Genomic DNA, 23341 nt, shown 5'->3' with positions numbered 1-23341 from the left:
GTAAATCGCTGCGGATGGCCGCCTGTTCGCTGCAGAGTGATCTGCATGCCTGCGTAGGTCTGAACGTAATTTTTTGTACGCCTTTGCAGTCACAACAGGCCAATTGACAAGTTGGGGCTTTTCCTTGAAGGTGTGCACATCCAAATCAAACGGGCGTATGAATTGAGCGTTTGCCTCTTAAGACAGCGCCTTTACAGTCCGATTATCGCGTCGGTGGGTGTGCCAGGCTGATTGGGGTTACTCTAGACGGCTGTGCCGTGGAGTAGCTTGCTGGTTGGCTCCGATGTGTACTGTTCAGCTTCCATACCGTGGAGATCAGTTGATGATTTACGAAGGTAAAGCCATCACGGTTAAGGCTCTTGAGAGCGGCATCGTCGAATTGAAATTCGACCTCAAGGGTGAATCCGTCAACAAATTCAACCGTCTTACCCTCAATGAACTGCGTCAATCCGTTGATGCGATCAAGGCCGATGGTTCGATCAAGGGCGTGATTGTCACCAGTGGCAAAGACGTATTTATCGTCGGCGCCGACATCACCGAGTTCGTCGACAACTTCAGGTTGCCAGACGAAGAACTGGTGGCTGGCAACCTCGAAGCCAACAAGATCTTCAGTGATTTTGAAGACCTCAATGTTCCGACTGTTGTCGCGATCAACGGCATCGCCCTGGGCGGTGGTTTTGAGATGTGCCTGGCCGCGGATTACCGCGTCATGGCCGAAAGCGCCAAGGTTGGCCTGCCAGAAGTCAAACTGGGCATCTCCCCAGGCTTCGGCGGCACCGTGCGTCTGCCACGGGTTATCGGTACCGATAACGCCGTTGAGTGGATTGCCGGTGGTAAAGAAAACAAAGCTGCTGACGCCCTGAAAATGGGTGCAGTGGATGCTGTGGTTGCCGCTGACAAGCTGCAAGCCGCTGCTCTGGATCTGATCAAGCGCGCCATCTCTGGCGAGCTGGACTACAAGGCCAAGCGTCAGCCGAAGCTGGAAAAGCTCAAGCTCAACGCGATCGAGCAGATGATGTGCTTCGAAACTGCCAAAGGTTTCGTCGCAGGTCAGGCTGGCCCGAACTACCCGGCGCCGGTTGAAGCGATCAAAACCATTCAGAAAGCCGCTAACTTCGGTCGCGACAAAGCGCTGGAAGTGGAAGCTGCGGGCTTCGTTAAACTGGCTAAAACCCCGGTTGCTGCCAGCCTGATTGGTCTGTTCCTGAACGATCAGGATCTGAAGAAGAAAGCCAAGCAGCACGACGAAATCGCCAAAGACGTGAAACTGGCCGCCGTACTCGGTGCCGGCATCATGGGTGGCGGTATCGCCTACCAGTCTGCTTCCAAGGGCACTCCGATCCTGATGAAGGATATCCGTGAAGAGGGTATCCAGATGGGACTGGCCGAGGCTTCCAAGCTGCTCGGCGGTCGCGTTACCAAAGGTCGTATGACCCCGGCGAAGATGGCTGAAGCCCTTACTGCCATTCGTCCAACCATGTCCTACGGCGATTTCGGCGCTGTCGACATCGTTGTCGAAGCCGTGGTTGAGAACCCGAAGGTCAAGCAGATTGTTCTGGCTGAAGTGGAAGGCGTGGTCAAAGAAGACGCCATCCTTGCGTCGAACACCTCGACCATTTCCATCAGCTTGCTGGCCAAGGCCCTCAAGCGTCCGGAAAACTTCGTCGGCATGCACTTCTTCAACCCTGTGCACATGATGCCGCTGGTTGAAGTGATTCGTGGCGAGAAGTCCAGCGACGTAGCCGTGGCTACTACCGTTGCTTACGCCAAGAAAATGGGCAAGACCCCGGTTGTGGTCAACGACTGCCCAGGTTTCCTGGTTAACCGCGTGCTGTTCCCGTACTTCGGTGGCTTCTCCAAGCTGCTGGCATTCGGTGTCGACTTCGTGCGTATCGACAAGGTCATGGAGAAGTTCGGCTGGCCGATGGGCCCGGCGTACCTGTCCGACGTGGTTGGTATCGACACCGGTCACCACGGCCGTGATGTGATGGCTGAAGGTTTCCCGGATCGCATGGCAGTTGAAGGCCGTACCGCGGTTGACGTGATGTACGAAGCAGATCGCCTGGGTCAGAAGAACGGCAAGGGCTTCTACGCCTACGAAATGGACAAGCGCGGCAAGCCGAAGAAGGTTTCCGATCCGGTTGCCTACGACCTGCTCAAGTCCATCGTGACCGAGCAGCGTGAAGTGACTGATGAAGACATCATCAACTTCATGATGATTCCTCTGTGCATGGAAACCGTGCGTTGCCTGGAAGACGGCATCGTTGATACCGCAGCTGAGGCCGATATGGGCCTGATCTACGGCATCGGCTTCCCTCCGTTCCGCGGTGGTGCACTGCGTTACATCGACACCGTCGGTGTAGCCGAGTTCGTTGCCCTGGCCGACAAATACGCCGAGCTGGGCGCGCTGTACACCCCGACTGCCAAGCTTCGCGAAATGGCCGCTAACGGCCAGAAGTTTTTCGGTTAATCGCGCAACGACTAGAGCGAGAGTGAATTTATGAGCCTGAATCCTAGAGATGCAGTCATCGTCGACTTCGGTCGTACCCCGATGGGTCGTTCCAAGGGCGGCATGCATCGCAACACCCGTGCCGAAACCATGTCGGCCAACCTGATCAGCGGCGTGCTGGCACGTAACACCAAGCTGGACCCAGCTGAAGTGGAAGACGTGATCTGGGGCTGCGTAAACCAGACCCTGGAGCAGGGCTGGAACATCGCGCGCATGGCGTCGCTGATGACCCAGATCCCGCACACTGCTGCTGGCCAGACTGTGAGCCGCCTGTGCGGTTCGTCCATGAGCGCTCTGCACACTGCTGTGCAGGCAATCCAGACCGGCAACGGTGACGTATTCGTCATCGGCGGTGTGGAGCACATGGGCCACGTTGGCATGATGCACGGCGTTGATCCAAACCCGCACCTGTCGCTGTACGCGGCCAAGGCCTCGGGCATGATGGGTCTGACTGCTGAAATGCTCGGCAAGATGCACGGCATCAGCCGTGAGCAGCAGGACGCCTTCGGTGAGCGTTCGCACCGTCTGGCCCACAAAGCTACCGTCGAAGGCAAGTTCAAGGATGAAATCATCCCGATGCAAGGCTACGACGAGAACGGTTTCCTGAAAGTGTTTGACTACGACGAAACCATTCGTCCGGAAACCACCCTGGCAAGCCTGGCTGCGCTGAAGCCTGCGTTCAACCCGAAAGGCGGTACCGTGACTGCAGGTACGTCCTCGCAGATCACTGATGGCGCTTCCTGCATGATCGTCATGAGCGCCCAGCGTGCTCAGGGCCTCGGCATTCAGCCAATGGCAGTGGTTCGCGCCATGGCCGTGGCCGGTGTTGATCCAGCGATCATGGGTTATGGCCCAGTACCGTCGACTCAGAAAGCCCTGAAACGTGCTGGCCTGACCATCAACGACATCGACTTCTTCGAGCTCAACGAAGCCTTTGCTGCTCAGGCTCTGCCTGTGCTGAAGGACCTGAAAGTGCTCGACAAGATGGAAGAGAAGGTCAACCTGCACGGCGGCGCCATCGCTCTGGGTCACCCGTTCGGTTGTTCCGGCGCGCGTATCTCCGGTACCCTACTGAACGTGATGAAGCAGAATGGCGGTACCTTCGGTGTGTCGACCATGTGCGTCGGTCTCGGCCAAGGCATCACCACCGTCTTCGAACGCCTCTAAGCTTCATCGGTGTAAGAGATGGAAAAACCGGGGGCCAGTGCCCCGGTTTTTGTTTATCCGCAGAAAATCTTCAAGGAATTCACCGATGCAGCTACAGCCTGGTCTTTACCGTCACTACAAAGGCCCTGAATACCGTGTGTTTGGCGTAGCCCAGCATTCCGAAACGGAACAGGCGATGGTGGTCTATCAGGCGCTGTACGGCGAGTTTGGCTTGTGGGTGCGGCCGTTGGAGATGTTTTGCGAAAGCGTTGAGGTGGACGGCGAGACGGTTCCACGCTTTGCTTTGATTCAGGCTGAAACCGCACTCTTTACTCGGCCTTAAGCTGACATCGGGCCACTGCTGCGCTTGACCTCGGCCGGACCACCACTATATATAGCGGTGCCGCGCTAGTAGGCAGTACAGCGCCTCCCGCATTTATTTATCGAATTTCAGGAATTTTCCAATCCATGGGCAAATCGCTGGTCATCGTGGAATCCCCGGCCAAGGCCAAGACCATCAACAAGTACTTGGGCAACGAGTACGTGGTGAAGTCGAGCATCGGCCACATCCGTGACCTACCCACCAGTGGTTCGGCGAGTACCGCCAAAGAGCCGGTCAAGCGTGGTAAAGCCGCTGCAGGTGAAGTACCGGCGCTGTCGCCCAAGGAAAAAGCTAAGCGTCAGCTGTTTGCACGCATGGGCGTGGATCCCGAGCACGGCTGGAAAGCCAAGTACGAGATCCTCCCTGGCAAAGAGAAGGTGGTCGAAGAGTTGCGCCGTTTGGCCAAGGATGCCGACACCATCTATCTCGCAACCGACTTGGACCGCGAGGGGGAAGCCATTGCCTGGCACCTGCGCGAATCCATCGGTGGTGATGACAGCCGCTACAAGCGCGTGGTGTTCAACGAAATCACCAAGAAGGCGATCCAGGAAGCGTTTGCCAAGCCTGGCGAACTGGATATCAACCGGGTCAACGCCCAGCAGGCGCGGCGCTTCCTCGACCGTGTAGTGGGCTATATGGTCTCGCCGCTGCTGTGGGCGAAGATCGCCCGTGGTCTGTCCGCCGGTCGTGTGCAGTCGGTAGCCGTGAAACTGGTGGTCGAGCGCGAGAAAGAGATCCGCGCGTTTGTCCCTGAAGAGTACTGGGAAGTGCACGCCGATCTGGGAACCGCCAAAGGCGCCAATGTCCGTTTTGAAGTGGCCCGTGAGAACGGCGCAGCCTTCAAGCCGCTGAATGAGGCCCAGGCCATGGCGGCCCTAGCGACGCTGAAAGCCTCCAGCTACAGCATCAGCAAACGCGAAGACAAGCCGACCAGCAGCAAGCCGTCAGCGCCGTTCATTACTTCCACCTTGCAGCAGGCCGCCAGTAACCGCCTGGGTTTTGGGGTGAAGAAAACCATGATGATGGCTCAGCGTCTGTATGAGGCCGGCTACATCACCTATATGCGTACCGACTCGACCAATCTTTCGGCTGATGCCGTGAGCATGGTGCGTGGCTTTATTGAAAGCGAGTTCGGCAAGAAGTACATGCCTGCCAACCCTATTGCCTACAGCAGCAAGGAGGGCGCTCAGGAGGCGCACGAAGCGATTCGTCCTTCCGACGTCAACCTCAAGCCGACTCAGCTGTCGGGCATGGAACGTGACGCCGAGCGTCTGTATGAGCTGATCTGGCGCCAGTTCGTCGCCTGCCAGATGCCGCCGGCCGAATACCTGTCGACCACAGTGACGGTCACAGCGGCGCAATTCGAGCTGCGTGCCAAGGGCCGTATCCTCAAATTCGACGGTTATACCCGCGTGTTGCCGCAGCTGAGCAAGCCGGGCGATGACGACGTATTGCCGGAAATGACTCAGGGCGAAGTGCTCAAACTGGTCAAGCTCGACCCCAGTCAGCACTTCACCAAGCCGCCAGCGCGCTATTCGGAGGCCTGCCTGGTCAAGGAAATGGAGAAGCGCGGCATTGGTCGCCCGTCGACCTACGCCGCGATCATCGGAACCATCCAGGACCGCGGCTATGTTGCGCTGCACAACCGCCGTTTCTATTCGGAGAAGATGGGTGACATCGTCACTGAGCGTCTGGCGGAAAGCTTTTCCAACCTGATGGACTACGGCTTTACTGCCGGCATGGAAGAGCACCTGGACGATGTGGCTCAGGGCGAGCGCGAGTGGAAACACGTGCTCGACGAGTTCTACGGTGACTTCAAGAAGAAGCTTGAAGTGGCTGAAGCAGGTGAGGGTGGCATGCGTGCCAACCAGCCGACGCTGACCGATATCGCCTGCCGTGACTGTGGCCGGCCGATGACCATTCGTACTGCCTCTACTGGCGTATTCCTTGGCTGCTCTGGCTATGCCCTGCCGCCGAAAGAGCGCTGCAAGGCCACCGTCAACCTGGTGCCGGGCGATGAAATTGCTGCGGACGATGAGGGTGAGTCGGAGTCGCGCGTGCTGCTCGGCAAATACCGCTGCCCGATCTGCTCGACCGCGATGGACGCCTACCTGCTCGATGAAACCCGCAAGTTGCATATCTGCGGTAATAATCCGGATTGCAGCGGTTATGAAGTAGAGCGGGGGCAGTACCGCATCAAGGGTTACGAAGGCCCAAGCCTGGACTGCGACAAGTGCGACAGCCAGATGCAGCTGAAAACCGGTCGTTTCGGCAAGTTCTTTGGCTGCACCAATAGCGAGTGCAAGAACACCCGCAAACTGCTGAAAAGCGGTGAGGCGGCACCGCCGAAAATGGACCCGGTGAAGATGCCGGAGCTCAAGTGCGAAAAAGTCAACGACACCTACATCCTGCGCGACGGCGCTTCGGGCCTGTTCCTGGCGGCCAGCCAGTTCCCGAAAAACCGTGAAACTCGCGCACCGCTGGTGTTGGAGCTGATTCCGCATCGCGATGAGATCGACCCCAAGTACCACTTCCTCTGCGAAGCGCCTAAGAAAGATCCGCAAGGTCGCGCAGCGGTGATCCGCTACAGCCGCAAGACCAAGGAGCAGTACGTACAGACCGAAGTTGACGGCAAACCGACTGGCTGGCGTGCGTTCTTTGATGGCGGCAAGTGGAAAGTCGAAGACAAGAGCTGATTTAGCGGTGCGCGTGTCGGCCATTGGCCGGTGCGCGCATGCTTGTCCAATCCGTTGTTATGGAGGGCGCCGCAATGGCCAATGAACTCTATACCCGCACCAACCAGAAAATTTTCTATGCCGGTCTGGCGCTAGAGTCCTGGCGCAAGGCTGAACAAGGCCAGAGCATGAATGCCCTGGCTTTGATCCAGGCTGAGCGCGAGGCTGCGTTGTTTCATCTGTATGGTGCCTTGCTCGGCCTGTGCCATGAGATTGCTGGCTATTACCGTTTGCCTGACAGCGCTGCTCCGCAGGCCGAACGCTTTCTCACCGACGAGGTGTTGCAGGGGGCGCCAAGCCAGGAGCTGGGGGAGCTGGTCGAGCTGGCAAAGTCCGCTGACAGCTGGGTTGCTCAGTTGCTCAAGGCCTATGCCGAGCTGTTTCAGCCGCCGCAAGCGGGTAAGAAAGCCAAGGTCGATCCCGCTACGCCATTGATCACAGCGGTCAGCCTGGATGAAGAAGTCGTACCCTTGGCGCAGGAGGCGCTTGAGGCCTGGCGTCAGCAGCTGAAGGCTCTGGCACAACGCTTTCGGCAAACCCTGAGCGAATGGTAAAGGCTGATTGGACCGGTGGACTAGGGTGAACCCGGGTCGGCTGTTACACTGTCGGCCTTTCGTGGAGAGCTAAGCCAATGCCTACATCATTCCTGGAAATTGTTGAATTGCCCGACGGGCGCATTGCCCTGCGTCGTGCCGAGGATGAAGAGTCACTGGTGGTGCTGGATTTCTCTGCCGATGCCAAAGCCTTTCTGCAGGGGCAGCATGTTGAGGTGGCCAAGGCCATGCTCAATGTCGGTGTACAGATGGCGGGGCGCCTGGCGGAAAATAATTTCCAGCAGGAAGAGGGGCCGCGGGTTCTGCATTGATTGCAGAGCTTTTCCGGGTTTTGGTTAGAGTGTTTTGCTGGTGTTTGTTATTTCTAGCGTCAGGTTCTACTGGCTGGCGCGCACAATCCTTGTGCATGGCTGCTGGCCAACTATCCCAGGCTGATATTTAGGCTTTGCGCCTTGCCCTGACGGGCCGCTTGCTCAAGCTGTTGCCGCGCCTGACGTTCCAGAGGGTGTAGCCAGCTGACTACGGTATGGCTGCGTCCTAGTGTCAGGGCCTGTTGCGCCAACTCCAGCGCGCTTTGTGCGCCGCGTGGGTGGAGCAGCAGAATGCGTTCGCGGTTCAGGCCCGCCTCGCGTAGCCAGGTTTGGGTCAAGCTTGATGGTGGCGCAATCAGGGTCAGCCAGCGCTCATCGAGGTTATCGCTAAGTTCACGCAAAATCGGTGCGAGAAGGTTCAGGCAGTGCCCGGCTGCGCCACGCAGCGACAGTTCACTGAAAGCCTCTGTCTCATCATCTTGCCAGGGCAGCTCAGCGCGATCGGCAAGTAACGGCGTCACCGTCGATGCCAGAAATGCATCGAACAAAGGCAGTTGTGTACGGTTCAGTGATTGCGGGAACTGCATAAATCCTCCACTAGCGGCGGATAACGCCGACGCTCAAGCCTTCAATAATCAAATCCTGTTCTTCCAGATTTACTTCGATCGGCGCGAACTCCGGGTTTTCCGCAATCAGCCAGACCTTGTTGCCTTCACGCTTGAAACGTTTCACGGTCACTTCATCGTCGAGGCGCGCCACCACCACTTGCCCATTACGGGCTTCACGGGTGGTGTGCACGGCCAGAAGGTCGCCATCGAAGATGCCGATGTCTTTCATGCTCATGCCACGTACACGCAGCAGGTAGTCGGCCTTGGGGTGGAAGAAGTCCGGATTGATCTTGCAGGACTCTTCGACATGTTGCTGCGCCAGGATTGGTGCGCCGGCAGCGACGCGGCCAATTACCGGTAGGCCTTCTTCTTCATCGGCATTGGGCTCGAAGCCGGGAATGCGGATACCGCGCGAAGCGCCAGGGGTCATTTCGATTGCACCCTTACGGGCCAGGGCCTTGAGGTGTTCTTCCGCTGCATTAGGTGATTTAAAACCCAGTTTCAAGGCGATTTCCGCTCGGGTAGGCGGGTAGCCGTTGTCTTCAAGACATTGCTTGATGAAGGCGAGAATTTCAGCTTGGCGCGGCGTCAGTTTTAGCATGGTCGACTCTGTCTTTTTGTACAGTTGCTGGGATTGTATACAGTGATTAGCTCTTGGCAATCCTTGTGTTCTGATCTCTACTCAATTGACCTTTATCTCGTCTGTTGCGGCGCACTGTTACTCGGGTCTCTCAGGGGGGGCGTCTAACTAGGGTTAGCCCGTGCCTATTAGCGAATGTCTGTGACCGCCCGGCCACAAGATGGTTTGCCCGGCTTGACAAGGCGGGCGACTGAAACGTATGTTTCAAACAAGTGTTTGTTCAGATGAAAAGAGTCATGGCCCAGTCGGAAACCGTTGAACGCATTCTCGATGCGGCAGAGCAGCTTTTTGCGGAGAAAGGTTTCGCAGAAACTTCTCTGCGTTTGATCACCAGCAAGGCTGGAGTGAACCTGGCTGCGGTGAATTATCACTTCGGCTCGAAAAAGGCCCTGATTCAGGCGGTGTTCTCGCGCTTTCTCGGGCCTTTCTGCGTAAGCCTGGAGCGCGAACTGGATCGTCGTCAGGCCAAACCGGAAACCAAGGTCAGTCTGGAAGAGCTGCTTGAGCTGCTGGTCGAGCAGGCGCTGGCAGTAAAGCCGCGCAGTGGTAACGACCTGTCAATCTTTATGCGCCTACTGGGTCTGGCCTTCAGTCAGAGCCAGGGGCACTTGCGTAAGTACCTCGAAGAGGTCTACGGAAAAGTGTTCCGTCGCTATATGCAGCTGGTGCATGAAGCCGCCCCGCGCATCCCGCCACTGGAGCTATTCTGGCGCGTGCACTTTATGCTCGGCGCTGCGGCGTTCAGCATGTCCGGGATCAAGGCTCTGCGCGCGATGTCGGAAACCGATTTTGGGGTGAGTACCTCGATTGAGCAGGTGATGCGCCTGATGGTGCCATTTCTGGCGGCCGGCATGCGTTCGGAAACCGGCCTGGCCGATGAAGCCCTGGCCAGCGCACAGCTTAAGCCGCGTACCAAGACTCCCGCAGCGCCCAGCAAAGTTTGACCTCGGCGGGTGGGCTTGGTGGATGCTATCCGCTAAGCTAGCCGCCCATGGTTGCTCTCGATTATCTGCACATCTCCCTCGCCGATCAGTGTCTGTATGGCTTTGCCAACGGGCAGCTGCAGCTGCGTCTGAGTGTTTCTACTGCGCTGAATGGCGCCGGCGAGCGCAATGGTTCTGGCTGTACACCGCGTGGCTTGCACCAAGTGCGGGCAAAGATTGGTGAGGGCTTGCCGAGCGCTGCCATACTGCGCGGGCGGCGCTGGACCGGTGAGGTCTGGTCGCCCGAGTTGCATGCACAATTCCCCGGCCGTGACTGGATTCTTACGCGCATTCTCTGGTTGAGTGGTTGTGAGCCCGGACGCAATCGTCTGGGCGCTGTCGATACCTTTCGCCGCTATATCTACATACACGGTACGCCGGACAGCGAGCCTATGGGCGTGGCGCTGTCGCATGGCTGTGTGCGTCTGCGCAACAGCGATCTGTTGGAACTCTTTGCGCGTGTCCCGGTTCAATGTGCGGTACAGATTGACGAAGCCGCTTGCCCTGAGTGGGCAGTTGCGCCTCTTATTTAAGGACGAGTTGTGAGTTTACCCATGCAAGGTTCATTGATGCTGGATATCGCCGGCACCTGGTTGACTGCTGAGGATCGCCAGATCCTGCGTCAGCCGCAGGTGGCTGGGTTGATCCTGTTCGCGCGCAATATCGAAGATCCGCGCCAGGTGCGCGAGCTGTCTGCGGCGATTCGTGCGGTGCGGCCAGATCTGCTGCTGGCGGTGGATCAGGAAGGCGGGCGTGTGCAGCGTCTGCGTCAGGGCTTTGTGCGCTTGCCGGCGATGCGTGCGCTGGCCGATAACGCCAATGCCGAGCATTTGGCTGAGCAGTGCGGCTGGGTCATGGCCACCGAAGTGCTGGCTGCAGGTCTGGACCTGAGTTTTGCTCCTGTGCTGGACTTGGATCATCAGCGCAGCGCCGTGGTTGGCAGCCGTTCTTTCGAAGGTGATGCGCAGCGTGCGACTTTGCTAGCCGGCGCGTTTATCCGTGGGATGAATGCAGCGGGCATGGCCGCCACCGGCAAGCATTTCCCTGGGCACGGTTGGGCGGAGGCGGATTCACATGTGGCCATTCCAGTCGATGAACGCAGCTTGGAGCAGATTCGTGCAGTTGATTTGCAGCCGTTTGCTCAGCTGCGTCGGCAGTTGGCGGCAGTGATGCCTGCCCATGTGATCTACCCTCAGGTGGACAGTCAGCCTGCGGGCTTCTCCCGGCGCTGGCTGCAGGGCATTCTGCGTGGCGAGCTGGCCTTTGATGGGGTGATTTTCAGTGACGATCTGTCCATGGCTGGTGCCCATGTGGTCGGCGATGCGGCCTGCCGTATCGAGGCTGCGCTGGCAGCGGGTTGTGATATGGGCCTGGTGTGTAATGACCGGGCAGCGGCGGAACTGGCCCTGAGCGCCTTGCAGCGACTCAAGGTGGAACCGCCGCAAGGCCTAGCGCGGATGCGCCGGCAGGCCTTCCCGGGTATTGAGTATCGGCAGAACCCGCGCTGGCTTGCGGCACTTGGCAGCCTGCGCGATGCGCAATTAATCGACTGAGGAGTAAGGGATGACGGTTTACGCGATTATCGGCGGTACGGGTCTGACCAAGCTGGACGGTCTGACCATCAAGGCTGCGCTGCATATTGATACGCCCTATGGTGCGCCTTCTGCTGCTGTGCTCAAGGGCGATTATGCCGGCCGTGAGGTGCTGTTTCTCGCACGCCACGGACATCCGCACCGTATCCCGCCGCATCAGGTCAACTACCGCGCCAACCTCTGGGCGCTGCGTGAAGCGGGGGCCAAGGCCGTCATCGCGGTAAACGCGGTGGGCGGTATTCACTCGGCGATGGGCACCGGGCACTTCTGCCTGCCGCATCAGATCATCGATTACACCTATGGGCGCGAGCACACCTATTTTGAGGGTGAGCTGGAGCATGTCACCCATGTGGATTTCAGCCACCCCTATGACGCTGGGCTGCGCACCAAACTGGCCAATGCCCTGACTGCCGAGCACTGTGCGTTCAGCAATCACGGCTTGTATGGCTGCACCCAGGGGCCACGCCTGGAGACCGTTGCGGAGATCGCGCGGATGGAGCGTGATGGCTGCGATATCGTCGGTATGACCGGTATGCCGGAAGCCGTGCTGGCCCGTGAGCTGGCTTTGCCCTACGCCTGCCTGGCGCTGGTGGTGAACCCGGCTGCTGGCAAGTCCCGTGCGCTGATCACCATGGCGGAAATCGAACGCGCCCTGGAAGAGGGGATGGGTACGGTAAAGGCCGTATTGGCGCGTGTGCTGACCAGCTGAACGGTCATTGCTGCAATAAAAAAAGGGCCGCGCAATGCGGCCCTTTTTTGTGGCGGTGTTCTTATAGCGGGCTGACGCGAATCAGCATGCCCAGACTGCCATTATCGACAAAAGTCAGCTCGCCGCTTTTCAGGCGGCTGCTTTGTTTGATGCGCTCGCTGTCGTTGAGGATGCCGCTGGCGTCGATCTGGTTGACCCAGATGTCGCTGTCCAGCTCGATTACACGGCCGGCTTTAAGGCTGATAGTGCCTTCGACGGGGTAGTGGCCGAACTGCTCATTGCCGGTGCTAATGGCGACGCGGCTGCTCGACTCGCCCAAACTCTGGGGCCAGGCTTTGTGCAGTAAAACCTGATAGCCGCTGGATGGGTTGAGTTTGCCGGCTTCGGCATTCAGTGCGGTGCTGCGACTGTTGCTGCCATCCACGGGCAGCGCATTCTGCGCCCAGTTGTCGGGCGGCAGCTGGCCGGCGGAAATCGGCGTGACGGCCTGGCGGAATACGATGACTTCAACCTGATACAGGCTTTCAGCCAGGGCGGCAGTGCTGCTGAGCAGGCTCAGCAGGAGAAGCGGCAGCAGGGCCAGGGTGCGAAGTGCGCGCATGGGTCAGTCCTTTAAGTCGAGGGAGTCAGGCGCTCGAACAGCGCCTCTAAGGTGTTGAAGCGTTCTTCCGGGCGCTCCATGGGCACCTGGATTTTAAACATCGTTGCGCCTTCGAACTTGTAACGGTTCGGCGCGCTCTGGATCAGCTTGATCAGGGTCAGTGGATCGACACAGGTATCTGCGGCGAATTCGATACGTCCACCTTGCGGGCCGGCATCGACCTTCTTGATCCCGAGCTTTTCTGCCTGCAGTTTCAGCAGGGTGATGCGTATCAGGTTCTTGCTTGCATCCGGCAGCAAGCCGAAACGGTCGATCATCTCCACTTGCAGTTCTTTCAGGCCATCCTCGTCGGCGGCGTTGGCGATGCGTTTGTAGAGGATCAGCCGCGCATGCACGTCGGGCAGGTAAGCCTCGGGGATCAGCGCCGGTACGCGCAGGTTGATCTCCGGGCCGCCACCCAGCGGCTGGTCGAGATTCGGCTGCTCGCCCTTGCGGATCGATTTCACCGCGCGTTCGAGCATTTCCATATACAGGGTGAAGCCGACTGCCTGAATCTGCCCGCTCTGGCCATCGCCGAGCAACTCGCCAGCGCCGCGGATTTCCAGGTCGTGGGTGGCCAGGGTGAAGCCGGCGCCGAGGTCCTGGGCGCCGGAGATGGCTTCCAGGCGCTTTTGCGCGTCGTCGGTCATCTGCTTGCGCGGCGGCGTCAGCAGATAGGCGTAGGCCTGGTGGTGACTACGGCCGACGCGGCCGCGCAACTGGTGCAGCTGGGCCAGGCCGAACTTGTCGGCGCGCTCGATGATAATGGTGTTGGCGCTCGGTACGTCGATACCGGTTTCGATGATGGTCGAGGCGATCAGCACGTTGAAACGCTTGTGATAGAAATCGCCCATCACCTGTTCCAGTTCGCGCTCGCGCATCTGTCCGTGGCCGATGCCGATGCGTGCTTCCGGCACCAGTTCGGCAAGATCGGCGGCGCATTTCTCGATGGTTTTTACATCGTTGTGCAGGTAATACACCTGGCCGCCGCGCAGCAGTTCGCGCAGCAGGGCTTCCTTGATCGTCGGGTTGTTCTGTTCCATAACGAAAGTGCGTACCGACAGGCGCCGTGCCGGCGGCGTGGCGATGATCGACAGATCGCGGATGCCGGCCACGGCCATGTTCAGGGTGCGCGGAATCGGTGTGGCGGTGAGGGTGAGGATGTCGACTTCGCTGCGCAGGGCCTTGAGCTGCTCCTTCTGGCGCACGCCGAAGCGGTGCTCTTCGTCGATGATCACCAGGCCCAGGTTGCTGAATTTGACGTCTTCCTGCAGCAGCTTGTGGGTGCCGATGACGATGTCGACCTTGCCCTCGGCCAGTTGCTGCACGGCGTCGCTGACTTCCTTGGCGCTCTTGAAGCGGCTCATCACCTCGACTTTGACTGGCCAATCGGCGAAGCGGTCGCGGAAGCTGTTGTAGTGCTGCTGGGCAAGCAATGTGGTCGGTACCAGGACCGCCACCTGCTTGCCGCCATGCACGGCGATAAAGGCGGCGCGCATCGCCACTTCGGTCTTGCCGAAGCCGACATCGCCGCAGACCAGGCGGTCCATGGGCTTGGCCGCGAGCATGTCGTCATGCGCTGCGTCGATCGCGGCCTGCTGGTCCGGGGTTTCTTCGAAGGGGAAGCCGGCGCTGAAGGTGGCGTAATCGGCCTTCGGATCGGCAAACGCATAGCCTTCGCGGGCGGCGCGACGGGCATAAATGTCGAGCAGCTCGGCGGCGACATCACGCACCTGTTCGGCGGCTTTGCGCTTGGCCTTTTGCCAGATTTCCGAGCCCAAACGGTGCAGCGGGGCGAGGGCGTCGTCGCTGCCGGTGTAGCGGGCGATCAGGTGCAGGCTGGCCACTGGCACATAGAGCTTGGCTTCTTCGGCGTACATCAGGGCGAGGAACTCGGCGGCCTGGCCGTCGAACTCCATGCTCACCAGGCCCAGGTAACGGCCGACACCGTGGTCGATATGTACCACCGGCGCACCTTCGCGCAGCTCGGTCAGGTTCTTGATGACGTTGTCGCCGCCATCGCGGGATTTCTCGCGGCGCCGGCGCTGCATAACCCGCTGGCCGAACAGCGGGCTTTCCGCCACCAGTGCCAGGTCTTCGAGCAACAGGCCGTCATCCAGCGGAGCAATGCAGATGCCCAGACGCTGTTTGCTGGCGGTAAAGGCCGGCCAGCTTTCAAATTCGTTGGGCTTGAGCTTGAGGCGTGCGAGCAACTCCAGCAGCACTTCACGACGCCCGGCGGACTCGGCGCAGAACAGCACGCGACCGGGGTATTCCTCGATAAAGCGCCGCAGCGCGGCCAGCGGTTCGCCGGCCTTGGCCTGGATCGCCAGGTCGGGCAGCGGTTTGGCGTTAAAGCGCAGGCGGCCGACGCCTTCTTCGATATCGTCCTGGCTGACCACCACGCGCGGCCAGTTTTTCAGGCGGGCGAAGCAGTCTTCCATCGGCAGAAAGATATCGGCGGGCGGCAGCAGCGGGCGTTCCGGGTCGACGCGGCGATCCTCATAACGGCTGCGCGCATCCACCCAGAACTGCTCGGCGGCTTTCTCGATTCCTGGCAGGGAGAACACCTGGGTGTCGGCGGGCAGGTAATCGAAGAGGGTGGCGGTTTCCTCGAAGAACAGCGGTAGGTAGTACTCGATCCCGGCTGGGGTGATGCCGGTGCTGAGGTCCTGGTAAATCGGGCAGCGGCGGAAATCCACGTCGAAACGCTCGCGGAAACGCCCGCGAAAATCGGTAACGGCTTTCTTTTCCAGCGGGAACTCGCGCGCCGGCAGCAGCTTGATCGACTCGACCTTGTCGATGGAACGCTGGTTTTCCGGGTCGAAGGTGCGCAGGGTTTCGATTTCGTCATCGAACAGGTCGATGCGGTAGGGTTGGCTGCTGCCCATCGGGAACAGGTCGATCAGCGCACCGCGTACCGCGAATTCGCCGTGCTCGTACACCGTATCGACGCAGCGATAGCCGGCGGCTTCCAGATTGCTGCGCATCTGGTTGACGTCGAGTTGCTGGCCAACTTGCATGACCAGGCTGCTGCCGAGCAGAAAGCGCTTGGGCGCCAGGCGGTGTAGGGTGGTGGTAATCGGGACTACCAATACGCCGTGTTTCAGCTCGGGTAGGCGATAAAGTGCGGCGATGCGCTGGGAAATGATGTCCTGATGTGGCGAAAACAGGTCGTAGGGCAGGGTTTCCCAATCGGGGAAGTGCAGCACGGGCAAATCCGGAGCGAAAAAGCTCAGCTCCTCTTGCAGGCGCTCAGCGCTCTGGCTGTCGGCAGTCAGCAGCAGGGTGAAACGTTTGGCATTGCTGGCAGCTTCGGCAATGGCCAGGCTCAGCGCGGCACCGGGCAGGTTGCCCCAGTGTTGTTTGCCGGCAGTGGCCGGTAAGGACGGTAGACGCAGTACGGACGCGGTCGGTTCAGACACGGGCGGCTCACGGTCATGGCACAAGGTCGGCGATTGTAGCGGGCGTTTATGTGCGGTGTCAGTTACGACAGTCGTGCATTGCTCATGCTTGCTTGCGCCGTCATAATGTAGCCCCTTTTTTCAGCCCCTACATGTGGAAGGTACTGCCCGTGACTCAGAAGCCCGACCAGTGTCTCGGTGAGTGGATCGATCGAGAAGCCCTTGCGGAAGCGATGATTCCGATGATTGGCCAACTCTACCGTAACAACAACGTGGTCACCTCGATCTACGGCCGTGGTTTGATCAACCGCTCGGTGATCGACATTCTCAAGGCCCACCGCTTCGCACGTCACCGCCTGACTGGCGACAGCGAATTGTCGGTGCACGATACCTTCCTAGTGCTCAAGGCCATGAGCGAGCTCAAGCTGGGCGCCGCCTCGGTGGACCTGGGCAAGATGGTCAGCAAGTTCAAGGCCGAAGGCCAGGGCCGCAGCATCGAGCAGTTCGTCAAGGATGAACTGGTTGAAGTGGTTGGCAAGCAGAACAGTGAAGCCCGAGAAGGCACCGACGTGGTGCTGTATGGCTTCGGTCGTATCGGTCGTCTGCTGGCACGCATCCTGATCGAGAAAACCGGTGGCGGTGACGGCCTGCGTCTGCGCGCGATTGTTGTGCGCAAGGGGGCGAGCAATGACCTGGTCAAGCGCGCCAGCCTGCTGCGCCGCGACTCGGTGCATGGCAAGTTCGATGGCACCATCACCATCGACGAAGAAAACAGCACCCTGACTGCCAACGGCAACCTGATTCAGGTGATCTACGCCAAATCGCCGGCCGAGGTGGATTACACCCAGTACGGCATCAAGAACGCGCTGCTGGTGGACAACACCGGTGTATGGCGTGACGCCGACGGCCTGGGTCAGCACCTGGCTTGCCCGGGCGTTGATCGCGTGGTCCTCACTGCACCTGGCAAGGGTGCGCTGAAGAACATCGTGCACGGCATCAACCACGGTGAGATCACCCCGGATGACAAGATCATCTCGGCTGCGTCCTGCACCACCAACGCCATCGTGCCGGTGCTCAAGGCGATCAATGACCAGTACGGCATCGTTAACGGTCACGTCGAAACCGTTCACTCGTACACCAACGACCAGAACCTGATCGACAACTTCCACAAAGGCGACCGCCGTGGCCGCAGCGCCCCGCTGAACATGGTGATCACCGAAACCGGTGCTGCCACTGCTGCTGCCAAGGCACTGCCAGTGCTGAAGGGTAAGCTGACCGGCAACGCTATTCGCGTACCAACGCCGAACGTGTCGATGGCCATTCTCAACCTCAATCTTGAGAAAGCCACCACCCGTGAAGAGATCAACGAGTACTTGCGCCAGATGGCCATGCACTCGGATCTGCAGAAGCAGATCGACTTCGTGCAGTCGCAGGAAGTGGTGTCCACTGACTTCGTTGGCTCGCGCCATGCCGGTGTGGTCGATGCTGAAGCCACCATCTGCAACGACAACCGCGTTGTGCTGTACGTGTGGTACGACAACGAGTTCGGTTACAGCTGCCAGGTGGTTCGCGTGATGGAAGACATGGCCGGGGTCAACCCACCAGCCTTCCCGCGCTAAGCGCAGGTGATGCATAAAAAAACGGGAGCTTCGGCTCCCGTTTTTGTTGTCTGAAACCGCTGGAATTAATCGGCCAGCAGGCTGGTGCGCAACTTATCCGACAGGCCGTTGGGCGAGAGCCAGATGCCCAGGTAGGCCTTGGCTAGTGCCGGGTTCTGACTGGTGTAGGCGACTTTGCCGTTCACTTCCAGGGTCAGGCCGCTATCTTGGTTGAAGTTCAGGGCGTAACGGTCGCCTGGACGAATATCCCTGAACGTGGCATGCAGGGCATCTACCTCGGGCCGCAGGCGCTGCAGTGTGGCGGCATCGTGCTGGCGTTCGAGCGTGACCCAGGCTGCCTTGATCACGTCTTGGCTGTCGATATTGCGGAAGTAGTAGAGCTCCAGGCGCTGTGTGAGCGGCTTGCTGACTGCCTGGCTGGCGCTGGCCTCGGTTGGAGCATAGAAGGCAGCGGCGTAGACATCGGCCCACAGGTAGGTCAGCACACTCTGGTTCTTGCGTTCCAGGCTGCTCTGTTCGAGCTGGTGAGTGGCGGCGAAGTTGGCTTCTTGCAGGCGTTCGCGGTTGTTGGCGAATGACTCGCTGCTCAGCAACAGTAGGGTGGTGAGCGCGAATAGCAGGCGCATGGCGAGGCTCCGGTTGGTCTATTAGTCTTATGTCGCGCGCGGCGGCTTCGCAGTCAAGCCGGCATCTGTTGCCTTCTGTTACGTTAAACCGGATAAAAGCAAGCGCTTGGGTGGCCAGTGGCCGAAGGTGCGACTTATAATCGACCAGATTTTTTCCCGCGACCGACATCCTGCCCAGCGCCTGACTTGTTTTTGGCGTTGCGCCGCATTTTTCTGCGTTGGTGTCGTCCGTATTCTAAAAAGTTTATAAATCAGTGGTTAGGCAAACCTATGATCAAAATAAAACATGGGCTTGATTTGCCCATAACAGGCGTGCCGGTGCAGCGCATCGAGGCTGCAAGGCCGGTGCGTAGTGTCGCCGTCATAGGCTTCGATTATCACGGTATGAAGCCTTCGATGGAGGTTCAGGTCGGCGACCGGGTCAAGCTTGGTCAGGTGCTGTTCTCGGACAAGAAGTCGCTAGGCGTGCAATACACTGCTCCAGCCGCAGGCGTGATCAGCGCCATCCATCGTGGTGAAAAGCGTGTGCTGCAATCCGTGGTCATTGATGTCGAGGGCGATGAGCAAATCACCTTTGATCAGGTAGCGGTAGAGCAGCTGGCAACTGTCGGCGACGCCAAAGTGCGTGAAGTACTGTTGCAGTCTGGTCTGTGGACTGCATTTCGCGCCCGTCCGTTCAGCAAGGTGCCGGCTGCCGATGCGCAGCCCAGCTCGATTTTCGTCACCGCCATTGATACCCACCCGCTGGCAGCCGATCCGGCTGTGGTGATTGCCGAGTACGCCGCCGACTTTACTAATGGTCTGCAGGTGCTGAGCAATCTGGCCAAGGTGTTTCTGTGCAAGGCTGAGGGTGCCAGCTTGCCTGGCGAGCAGCTAGGCAAGGTGCATACCGAAGCCTTCGCCGGCCCGCACCCTGCGGGCTTGCCAGGCACGCACATTCACTTCCTCGATCCGGTCAGCGTCAGCAAGAGCGTCTGGTCGATCAATTATCAGGACGTGATTGCCATCGGCAAACTGTTCACCACTGGGCAGCTGTGGACCGAGCGCGTTGTTGCGCTGGCCGGCCCCGTGGTCGAGCAACCACGCTTGGTGCGCACCCGTCTGGGCGCGAACCTCAGCGAACTGACAGCTGGCCAGCTACAGCCTGGTTTCAACCGGGTTATTTCCGGCTCGGTGCTGGGTGGCCGTACGGCGCAGGGCGCTTTCGCCTTCCTCGGTCGCTATCACCTGCAGGTGTCTTGCCTGGTCGAAGGGCATGAACGCGAGCTGATGCACTACCTGCGTGCCGGGGTCAACAAGCACTCGGTGATGAACATCTTTGTTTCCAAGCTCAACGCCGCGAAGAAGTTCGCCTTCTCTACAACGACCAATGGCAGCCCGCGGGCCATGGTGCCGGTGGGCAACTACGAGGCCGTGATGCCGCTGGATATCCTGCCGACGCAACTGCTGCGCTACCTGATTGTCGGTGACACTGAGATGGCTCAGAAGCTGGGCTGTCTGGAACTCGACGAAGAAGACCTGGCGCTGTGCACCTATGTCTGTGCCGGCAAGTATGAGTACGGCCCGATCCTGCGCGATAACCTCGCCCGTATTGAGAAGGAGGGTTAAGTCATGGGTATTCGTGCATTCCTCGATAAAGTCGAGCACAACTTCGAAAAAGGCGGCAAGTTCGAGAACTGGTACGCCCTCTATGAAGCTGTCGATACTTTCTTCTACCGCCCTGGCAGCGTAACCAAGACCACTGCTCACGTGCGTGATGGCATCGACCTCAAGCGCATGATGATCACCGTGTGGCTGTGTACCTTCCCGATGATGTTTTTCGGGATGTGGAACACCGGTTATCAGGCCAACCTGATCTTCGCTAACAGCCCTGAGCTGCTGGCGGCCCAGGAAGGCTGGCGCTTTGCGCTGATCGGCTCGCTGGCCGGGTTCGATCCCAACAGCCTGTGGGATAACTTCATCCAGGGCGCGGCGTACTTTCTGCCGGTGTATGCCACGGCGTTTATCGTCGGCGGCTTCTGGGAAGTGCTGTTCGCTTCGATCCGCAAGCATGAAGTTAACGAAGGTTTTTTCGTCACATCCGTACTCTTTGCCCTGATTCTGCCGCCGAGCATTCCGCTGTGGCAGGTGGCCCTGGGGATCAGTTTCGGCGTGGTGATCGGCAAGGAAGTGTTTGGCGGTACCGGCAAGAACTTCCTCAACCCGGCGCTGACCGGTCGTGCCTTCCTGTTTTTCGCCTACCCGGCGCAGATGTCCGGTGATGCGGTGTGGACTGCAGTGGACGGCTTTGCCGGCGCCACTTCGCTGAGCCTGGCGGCTTCCGGCGGCATCGACAACGTGATCAATAACGGCATTACCTGGATGGATGCCTTCGTCGGCACCATTCACGGCTCGCTCGGCGAAACCAGCACCCTGGCCATCGCCATCGGCGGCCTGGTGCTCTTGATCACCAAGATTGCCGCCTGGCGCATCGTCGCCGGTGTGATGCTGGGCATGATTGGCCTGAGCCTGCTGTTCAACGCCCTCGGTTCGACCACCAACCCGATGTTTGCCATGCCCTGGTACTGGCACCTGGTGGTGGGCGGTTTTGCTTTCGGTATGTTCTTTATGGCCACCGACCCGGTGTCGGCGTCCATGACCAATACCGGCAAGTGGATTTTCGGTGCGCTGATCGGTGTGATGGTGGTGTTGATCCGCGTGGTCAACCCGGCCTTCCCGGAAGGTATGATGCTGGCGATTCTGTTCGCCAACCTGTTCGCACCGCTGATCGACCACTTTGTCGTTCAAGCCAATATCAAGCGGAGGCTGGCGCGCAATGTCTAGTCAAAAAGAATCCACCGTCCGTACGCTGGTGGTGGCCCTGTTGGTCTGTCTGGTGTGCTCGGTGTTTGTTGCCGGTGCAGCCGTGGCGCTGAAGCCGACCCAGGTGGACAACCGTCTGCTGGACAAGCAGCGCAGCATTCTGGCGATTGCTGGTCTGGGCGATGCCAGCATGTCCAGCGCCCAGGTTAAAGACATGTTCAAAGGCACCATCAGCGCCAAACTGGTGGACCTGAAGACCGGTAAATTCTCCGACGCTCAGGATCCGATCACCTTTGACCCGTTGAAGGCCTCCAAGAACCCTAAGATGTCTGACGTGCTCAAGGGCAGCGACGACATCGCCGGGATCAAGCGCCAGGAACGCTTCAGCACCGTGTATGTGGTGGAGAAGGATGGTCAGGTTGAAACCCTGATTCTGCCGGTGCGTGGTTACGGTCTGTGGTCGACCCTGCATGGCTTTATCGCAGTCAAGGGCGATCTGAATACTGTGGTTGGCATGGGCTTCTACCAGCACGGCGAAACGCCGGGCCTGGGTGGCGAAGTCGACAATCCGAAGTGGAAAGGCCAATGGCCGGGCAAAACTCTGTTCGATGAGGACGGCAAACTGGCCGTGCAAATCGTCAAGGGTGGTGTCGATGCGCAGAGCGCCAAGGCCGTGCATCAGGTTGATGGCCTGGCAGGCGCTACGCTGACCAGCGTTGGTGTGGACAACCTGCTGAAGTTCTGGCTCGGCCAGAATGGCTTCGGTCCGTTTATCGCGAACCTGCGTGCAGGGGAGGCTTGATCATGTCGCAGCCGACTATTAAAGAAGTCCTGCTTAACCCGATTTTCAACAACAACCCGATTGGCTTGCAGATTCTCGGGATCTGTTCTGCCCTGGCGGTGACCTCGAACCTGAAAACTGCGCTGGTGATGTCTGCCGCGCTGACTCTGGTCACGGCGTTCTCCAACCTGTTTATCTCGATGATCCGCAGCCAGATCCCCGGTTCGATCCGCATGATCGTGCAGATGGTGATTATCGCTTCCCTGGTAATCGTGGTGGATCAGGTGCTCAAGGCCTTTGCCTTTAGTCTGTCCAAGCAGCTCTCGGTGTTCGTTGGTCTGATCATCACCAACTGCATCGTGATGGGCCGTGCCGAAGCCTTTGCCATGCAGAACCCGCCGGTGCTGTCGTTCTTCGACGGTATTGGTAACGGTCTGGGCTATAGCGCCTTTCTGATCGTGCTGGGCATCATTCGTGAACTGTTTGGTGCGGGCAAACTGATGGGCTACGAGATCATCCCGGTGGTCAACGACGGTGGCTGGTACCAGCCTAACGGCATGCTGCTGCTGCCACCTTCGGCGTTCTTCCTGATCGGGTTGTTTATCTGGGGTATTCGTGTCTGGAAAAAGGACCAGATCGAGAAGCCGAGCTTCAAGATGGCGCCTCAGGTATCCAATAAGGAGGCCTACTAATGGAGCACTACATCAGCCTGTTCGTCCGTGCGGTGTTCGTTGAGAACATGGCCCTGGCGTTCTTCCTCGGCATGTGCACCTTTATTGCCATCTCGAAGAAGGTCGAAACCGCCATTGGTCTCGGTATCGCCGTAGTGGTGGTGCTGGGTATCACCATGCCGGTGAACAACCTGATCTACACCAACCTGCTCAAGGACGGTGCACTGGCCTGGGCCGGTTACCCACAAGTCGACCTGAGCTTCCTTGGCCTGCTGACCTTTATCGGCGTGATCGCGGCGATCGTACAGATCCTCGAGATGACCCTGGATAAGTACGTGCCCTCGCTGTACAACGCCCTCGGCGTATTTCTGCCGTTGATCACCGTGAACTGCGCCATCATGGGTGGCTCGCTGTTCATGGTCGAGCGTGACTACAACCTGGCGGAAAGCACTGTTTACGGTGTCGGTGCCGGTGTTTCCTGGGCCCTGGCGATTGCCGCGCTGGCGGGGATTCGCGAGAAGCTCAAGTACAGCGATGTACCTGAAGGTCTGCAGGGACTGGGCATCACCTTTATTACCATCGGTCTGATGTCTCTGGGCTTCATGTCCTTCTCCGGCGTGCAGTTGTAA

Annotated in this window: 21 protein-coding genes; 16 read left to right on the top strand and 5 right to left on the bottom strand. The window is 59.1% G+C overall.

Annotation, left to right across the window (positions count from 1 at the left end; genetic code table 11):
• Positions 1-322 precede the first annotated feature (322 nt).
• The 6 genes from fadB to BLW24_RS23430 all read left to right on the top strand — a co-directional run bounded on the left by fadB (position 323) and on the right by BLW24_RS23430 (position 7637).
• Positions 323-2470 (top strand): fatty acid oxidation complex subunit alpha FadB, encoded by a 2148-nt coding sequence (gene fadB, locus BLW24_RS23455; protein ID WP_090387354.1) that lies wholly within the window; start codon positions 323-325, stop codon positions 2468-2470.
• A gap of 30 nt (positions 2471-2500) precedes the next feature.
• On the top strand, positions 2501-3676 hold the full coding sequence (gene fadA / locus BLW24_RS23450; protein ID WP_090387352.1) for an acetyl-CoA C-acyltransferase FadA: 1176 nt from the start codon (positions 2501-2503) through the stop codon (positions 3674-3676).
• 85 nt (positions 3677-3761) lie between these two features.
• Positions 3762-3998 carry a DUF1653 domain-containing protein gene (locus tag BLW24_RS23445; protein WP_090387350.1) on the top strand — a complete coding sequence of 79 codons (237 nt, stop codon included), beginning with the start codon at positions 3762-3764 and terminating at the stop codon, positions 3996-3998.
• A 125-nt stretch (positions 3999-4123) separates the two neighbouring features.
• Positions 4124-6733 (top strand): type I DNA topoisomerase, encoded by a 2610-nt coding sequence (gene topA / locus BLW24_RS23440; RefSeq protein WP_090387348.1) that lies wholly within the window; start codon positions 4124-4126, stop codon positions 6731-6733.
• 74 nt (positions 6734-6807) lie between these two features.
• Positions 6808-7326, top strand: a complete 519-nt coding sequence (locus BLW24_RS23435; protein ID WP_090387346.1) for a DUF6586 family protein — start codon at positions 6808-6810, stop codon at positions 7324-7326.
• Between the two features lie 77 nt (positions 7327-7403).
• Entirely contained in the window at positions 7404-7637 is a 234-nt protein-coding gene (locus BLW24_RS23430) for a hypothetical protein (RefSeq protein ID WP_090248059.1), read from the top strand.
• A gap of 110 nt (positions 7638-7747) precedes the next feature.
• On the opposite strand, the gene sulA is transcribed toward BLW24_RS23430, so the two are convergent.
• Positions 7748-8224: an SOS-induced cell division inhibitor SulA gene (gene sulA, locus BLW24_RS23425; protein ID WP_090387343.1), complete on the bottom strand. Its 477-nt coding sequence runs from the start codon at positions 8222-8224 to the stop codon at positions 7748-7750.
• Between the two features lie 10 nt (positions 8225-8234).
• Positions 8235-8846, bottom strand: a complete 612-nt coding sequence (gene lexA, locus BLW24_RS23420) for a transcriptional repressor LexA (protein ID WP_090387341.1) — start codon at positions 8844-8846, stop codon at positions 8235-8237.
• A 275-nt stretch (positions 8847-9121) separates the two neighbouring features.
• On the opposite strand from lexA, the gene BLW24_RS23415 reads away from it, so the two are divergent.
• The 4 genes from BLW24_RS23415 to BLW24_RS23400 are packed head-to-tail and all read left to right on the top strand — an operon-like array spanning position 9122 to position 12169.
• Entirely contained in the window at positions 9122-9829 is a 708-nt protein-coding gene (locus tag BLW24_RS23415) for a TetR/AcrR family transcriptional regulator (protein WP_090387339.1), read from the top strand.
• A gap of 47 nt (positions 9830-9876) precedes the next feature.
• On the top strand, positions 9877-10401 hold the full coding sequence (locus tag BLW24_RS23410; protein WP_090387337.1) for a L,D-transpeptidase: 525 nt from the start codon (positions 9877-9879) through the stop codon (positions 10399-10401).
• A gap of 21 nt (positions 10402-10422) precedes the next feature.
• Positions 10423-11421: a beta-N-acetylhexosaminidase gene (nagZ, locus tag BLW24_RS23405; protein ID WP_167360435.1), complete on the top strand. Its 999-nt coding sequence runs from the start codon at positions 10423-10425 to the stop codon at positions 11419-11421.
• 10 nt (positions 11422-11431) lie between these two features.
• Positions 11432-12169, top strand: coding sequence for an S-methyl-5'-thioinosine phosphorylase (locus BLW24_RS23400; protein ID WP_090387333.1), 738 nt, complete (start codon positions 11432-11434; stop codon positions 12167-12169).
• 61 nt (positions 12170-12230) lie between these two features.
• On the opposite strand, the gene BLW24_RS23395 is transcribed toward BLW24_RS23400, so the two are convergent.
• The gene (locus tag BLW24_RS23395) at positions 12231-12770 is read right to left on the bottom strand and encodes a CsiV family protein (protein WP_090387331.1); all 540 of its coding nucleotides are present in this window, start codon (positions 12768-12770) and stop codon (positions 12231-12233) included.
• Positions 12771-12781: 11 nt separating this feature from the next.
• Positions 12782-16234: a transcription-repair coupling factor gene (gene mfd, locus BLW24_RS23390; protein ID WP_090387329.1), complete on the bottom strand. Its 3453-nt coding sequence runs from the start codon at positions 16232-16234 to the stop codon at positions 12782-12784.
• 131 nt (positions 16235-16365) lie between these two features.
• On the opposite strand from mfd, the gene BLW24_RS23385 reads away from it, so the two are divergent.
• Positions 16366-17832 carry a glyceraldehyde-3-phosphate dehydrogenase gene (locus tag BLW24_RS23385; protein WP_090387327.1) on the top strand — a complete coding sequence of 489 codons (1467 nt, stop codon included), beginning with the start codon at positions 16366-16368 and terminating at the stop codon, positions 17830-17832.
• Between the two features lie 65 nt (positions 17833-17897).
• Here the strand turns inward: BLW24_RS23385 and BLW24_RS23380 are convergent, their stop codons facing one another.
• A complete protein-coding gene (locus BLW24_RS23380; protein ID WP_090387325.1) occupies positions 17898-18458 on the bottom strand; it encodes a chalcone isomerase family protein in 561 nt (186 codons plus the stop codon).
• 270 nt (positions 18459-18728) lie between these two features.
• Here BLW24_RS23380 and BLW24_RS23375 point away from each other — a divergent pair, with 270 nt between their 5' ends.
• The 5 genes from BLW24_RS23375 to nqrE are packed head-to-tail and all read left to right on the top strand — an operon-like array spanning position 18729 to position 23341.
• Positions 18729-20066 carry a Na(+)-translocating NADH-quinone reductase subunit A gene (locus BLW24_RS23375; protein ID WP_090387323.1) on the top strand — a complete coding sequence of 446 codons (1338 nt, stop codon included), beginning with the start codon at positions 18729-18731 and terminating at the stop codon, positions 20064-20066.
• Positions 20067-20069: 3 nt separating this feature from the next.
• Positions 20070-21281: an NADH:ubiquinone reductase (Na(+)-transporting) subunit B gene (locus BLW24_RS23370; RefSeq protein ID WP_090387321.1), complete on the top strand. Its 1212-nt coding sequence runs from the start codon at positions 20070-20072 to the stop codon at positions 21279-21281.
• Positions 21274-22062, top strand: coding sequence for a Na(+)-translocating NADH-quinone reductase subunit C (locus tag BLW24_RS23365; protein WP_090387319.1), 789 nt, complete (start codon positions 21274-21276; stop codon positions 22060-22062). Before BLW24_RS23370 ends, BLW24_RS23365 begins: the two co-directional genes overlap by 8 nt.
• Entirely contained in the window at positions 22059-22733 is a 675-nt protein-coding gene (locus BLW24_RS23360) for an NADH:ubiquinone reductase (Na(+)-transporting) subunit D (RefSeq protein WP_178124369.1), read from the top strand. Before BLW24_RS23365 ends, BLW24_RS23360 begins: the two co-directional genes overlap by 4 nt.
• Positions 22733-23341: an NADH:ubiquinone reductase (Na(+)-transporting) subunit E gene (gene nqrE / locus BLW24_RS23355; RefSeq protein ID WP_090387314.1), complete on the top strand. Its 609-nt coding sequence runs from the start codon at positions 22733-22735 to the stop codon at positions 23339-23341. Before BLW24_RS23360 ends, nqrE begins: the two co-directional genes overlap by 1 nt.

The sequence above is a fragment of the Pseudomonas anguilliseptica genome, from assembly GCF_900105355.1.
GTDB classification, from domain to species: Bacteria; Pseudomonadota; Gammaproteobacteria; order Pseudomonadales; family Pseudomonadaceae; genus Aquipseudomonas; species Aquipseudomonas anguilliseptica.
The sequence above is the reverse complement of the archived record's forward strand: the minus strand, read 5'-3'. Positions and strand labels throughout refer to the sequence as shown.

Coding starts and splice junctions, on each gene's coding strand:
- fadB (WP_090387354.1), top strand. CDS start 323: ATGATTTACGAAGGTAAAGCCATCACGGTTAAGGCTCTTGAGAGCGGC.
- fadA (WP_090387352.1), top strand. CDS start 2,501: ATGAGCCTGAATCCTAGAGATGCAGTCATCGTCGACTTCGGTCGTACC.
- BLW24_RS23445 (WP_090387350.1), top strand. CDS start 3,762: ATGCAGCTACAGCCTGGTCTTTACCGTCACTACAAAGGCCCTGAATAC.
- topA (WP_090387348.1), top strand. CDS start 4,124: ATGGGCAAATCGCTGGTCATCGTGGAATCCCCGGCCAAGGCCAAGACC.
- BLW24_RS23435 (WP_090387346.1), top strand. CDS start 6,808: ATGGCCAATGAACTCTATACCCGCACCAACCAGAAAATTTTCTATGCC.
- BLW24_RS23430 (WP_090248059.1), top strand. CDS start 7,404: ATGCCTACATCATTCCTGGAAATTGTTGAATTGCCCGACGGGCGCATT.
- sulA (WP_090387343.1), bottom strand. CDS start 8,224: ATGCAGTTCCCGCAATCACTGAACCGTACACAACTGCCTTTGTTCGAT.
- lexA (WP_090387341.1), bottom strand. CDS start 8,846: ATGCTAAAACTGACGCCGCGCCAAGCTGAAATTCTCGCCTTCATCAAG.
- BLW24_RS23415 (WP_090387339.1), top strand. CDS start 9,122: ATGGCCCAGTCGGAAACCGTTGAACGCATTCTCGATGCGGCAGAGCAG.
- BLW24_RS23410 (WP_090387337.1), top strand. CDS start 9,877: ATGGTTGCTCTCGATTATCTGCACATCTCCCTCGCCGATCAGTGTCTG.
- nagZ (WP_167360435.1), top strand. CDS start 10,423: ATGCAAGGTTCATTGATGCTGGATATCGCCGGCACCTGGTTGACTGCT.
- BLW24_RS23400 (WP_090387333.1), top strand. CDS start 11,432: ATGACGGTTTACGCGATTATCGGCGGTACGGGTCTGACCAAGCTGGAC.
- BLW24_RS23395 (WP_090387331.1), bottom strand. CDS start 12,770: ATGCGCGCACTTCGCACCCTGGCCCTGCTGCCGCTTCTCCTGCTGAGC.
- BLW24_RS23385 (WP_090387327.1), top strand. CDS start 16,366: ATGTGGAAGGTACTGCCCGTGACTCAGAAGCCCGACCAGTGTCTCGGT.
- BLW24_RS23380 (WP_090387325.1), bottom strand. CDS start 18,458: ATGCGCCTGCTATTCGCGCTCACCACCCTACTGTTGCTGAGCAGCGAG.
- BLW24_RS23375 (WP_090387323.1), top strand. CDS start 18,729: ATGATCAAAATAAAACATGGGCTTGATTTGCCCATAACAGGCGTGCCG.
- BLW24_RS23370 (WP_090387321.1), top strand. CDS start 20,070: ATGGGTATTCGTGCATTCCTCGATAAAGTCGAGCACAACTTCGAAAAA.
- BLW24_RS23365 (WP_090387319.1), top strand. CDS start 21,274: ATGTCTAGTCAAAAAGAATCCACCGTCCGTACGCTGGTGGTGGCCCTG.
- nqrE (WP_090387314.1), top strand. CDS start 22,733: ATGGAGCACTACATCAGCCTGTTCGTCCGTGCGGTGTTCGTTGAGAAC.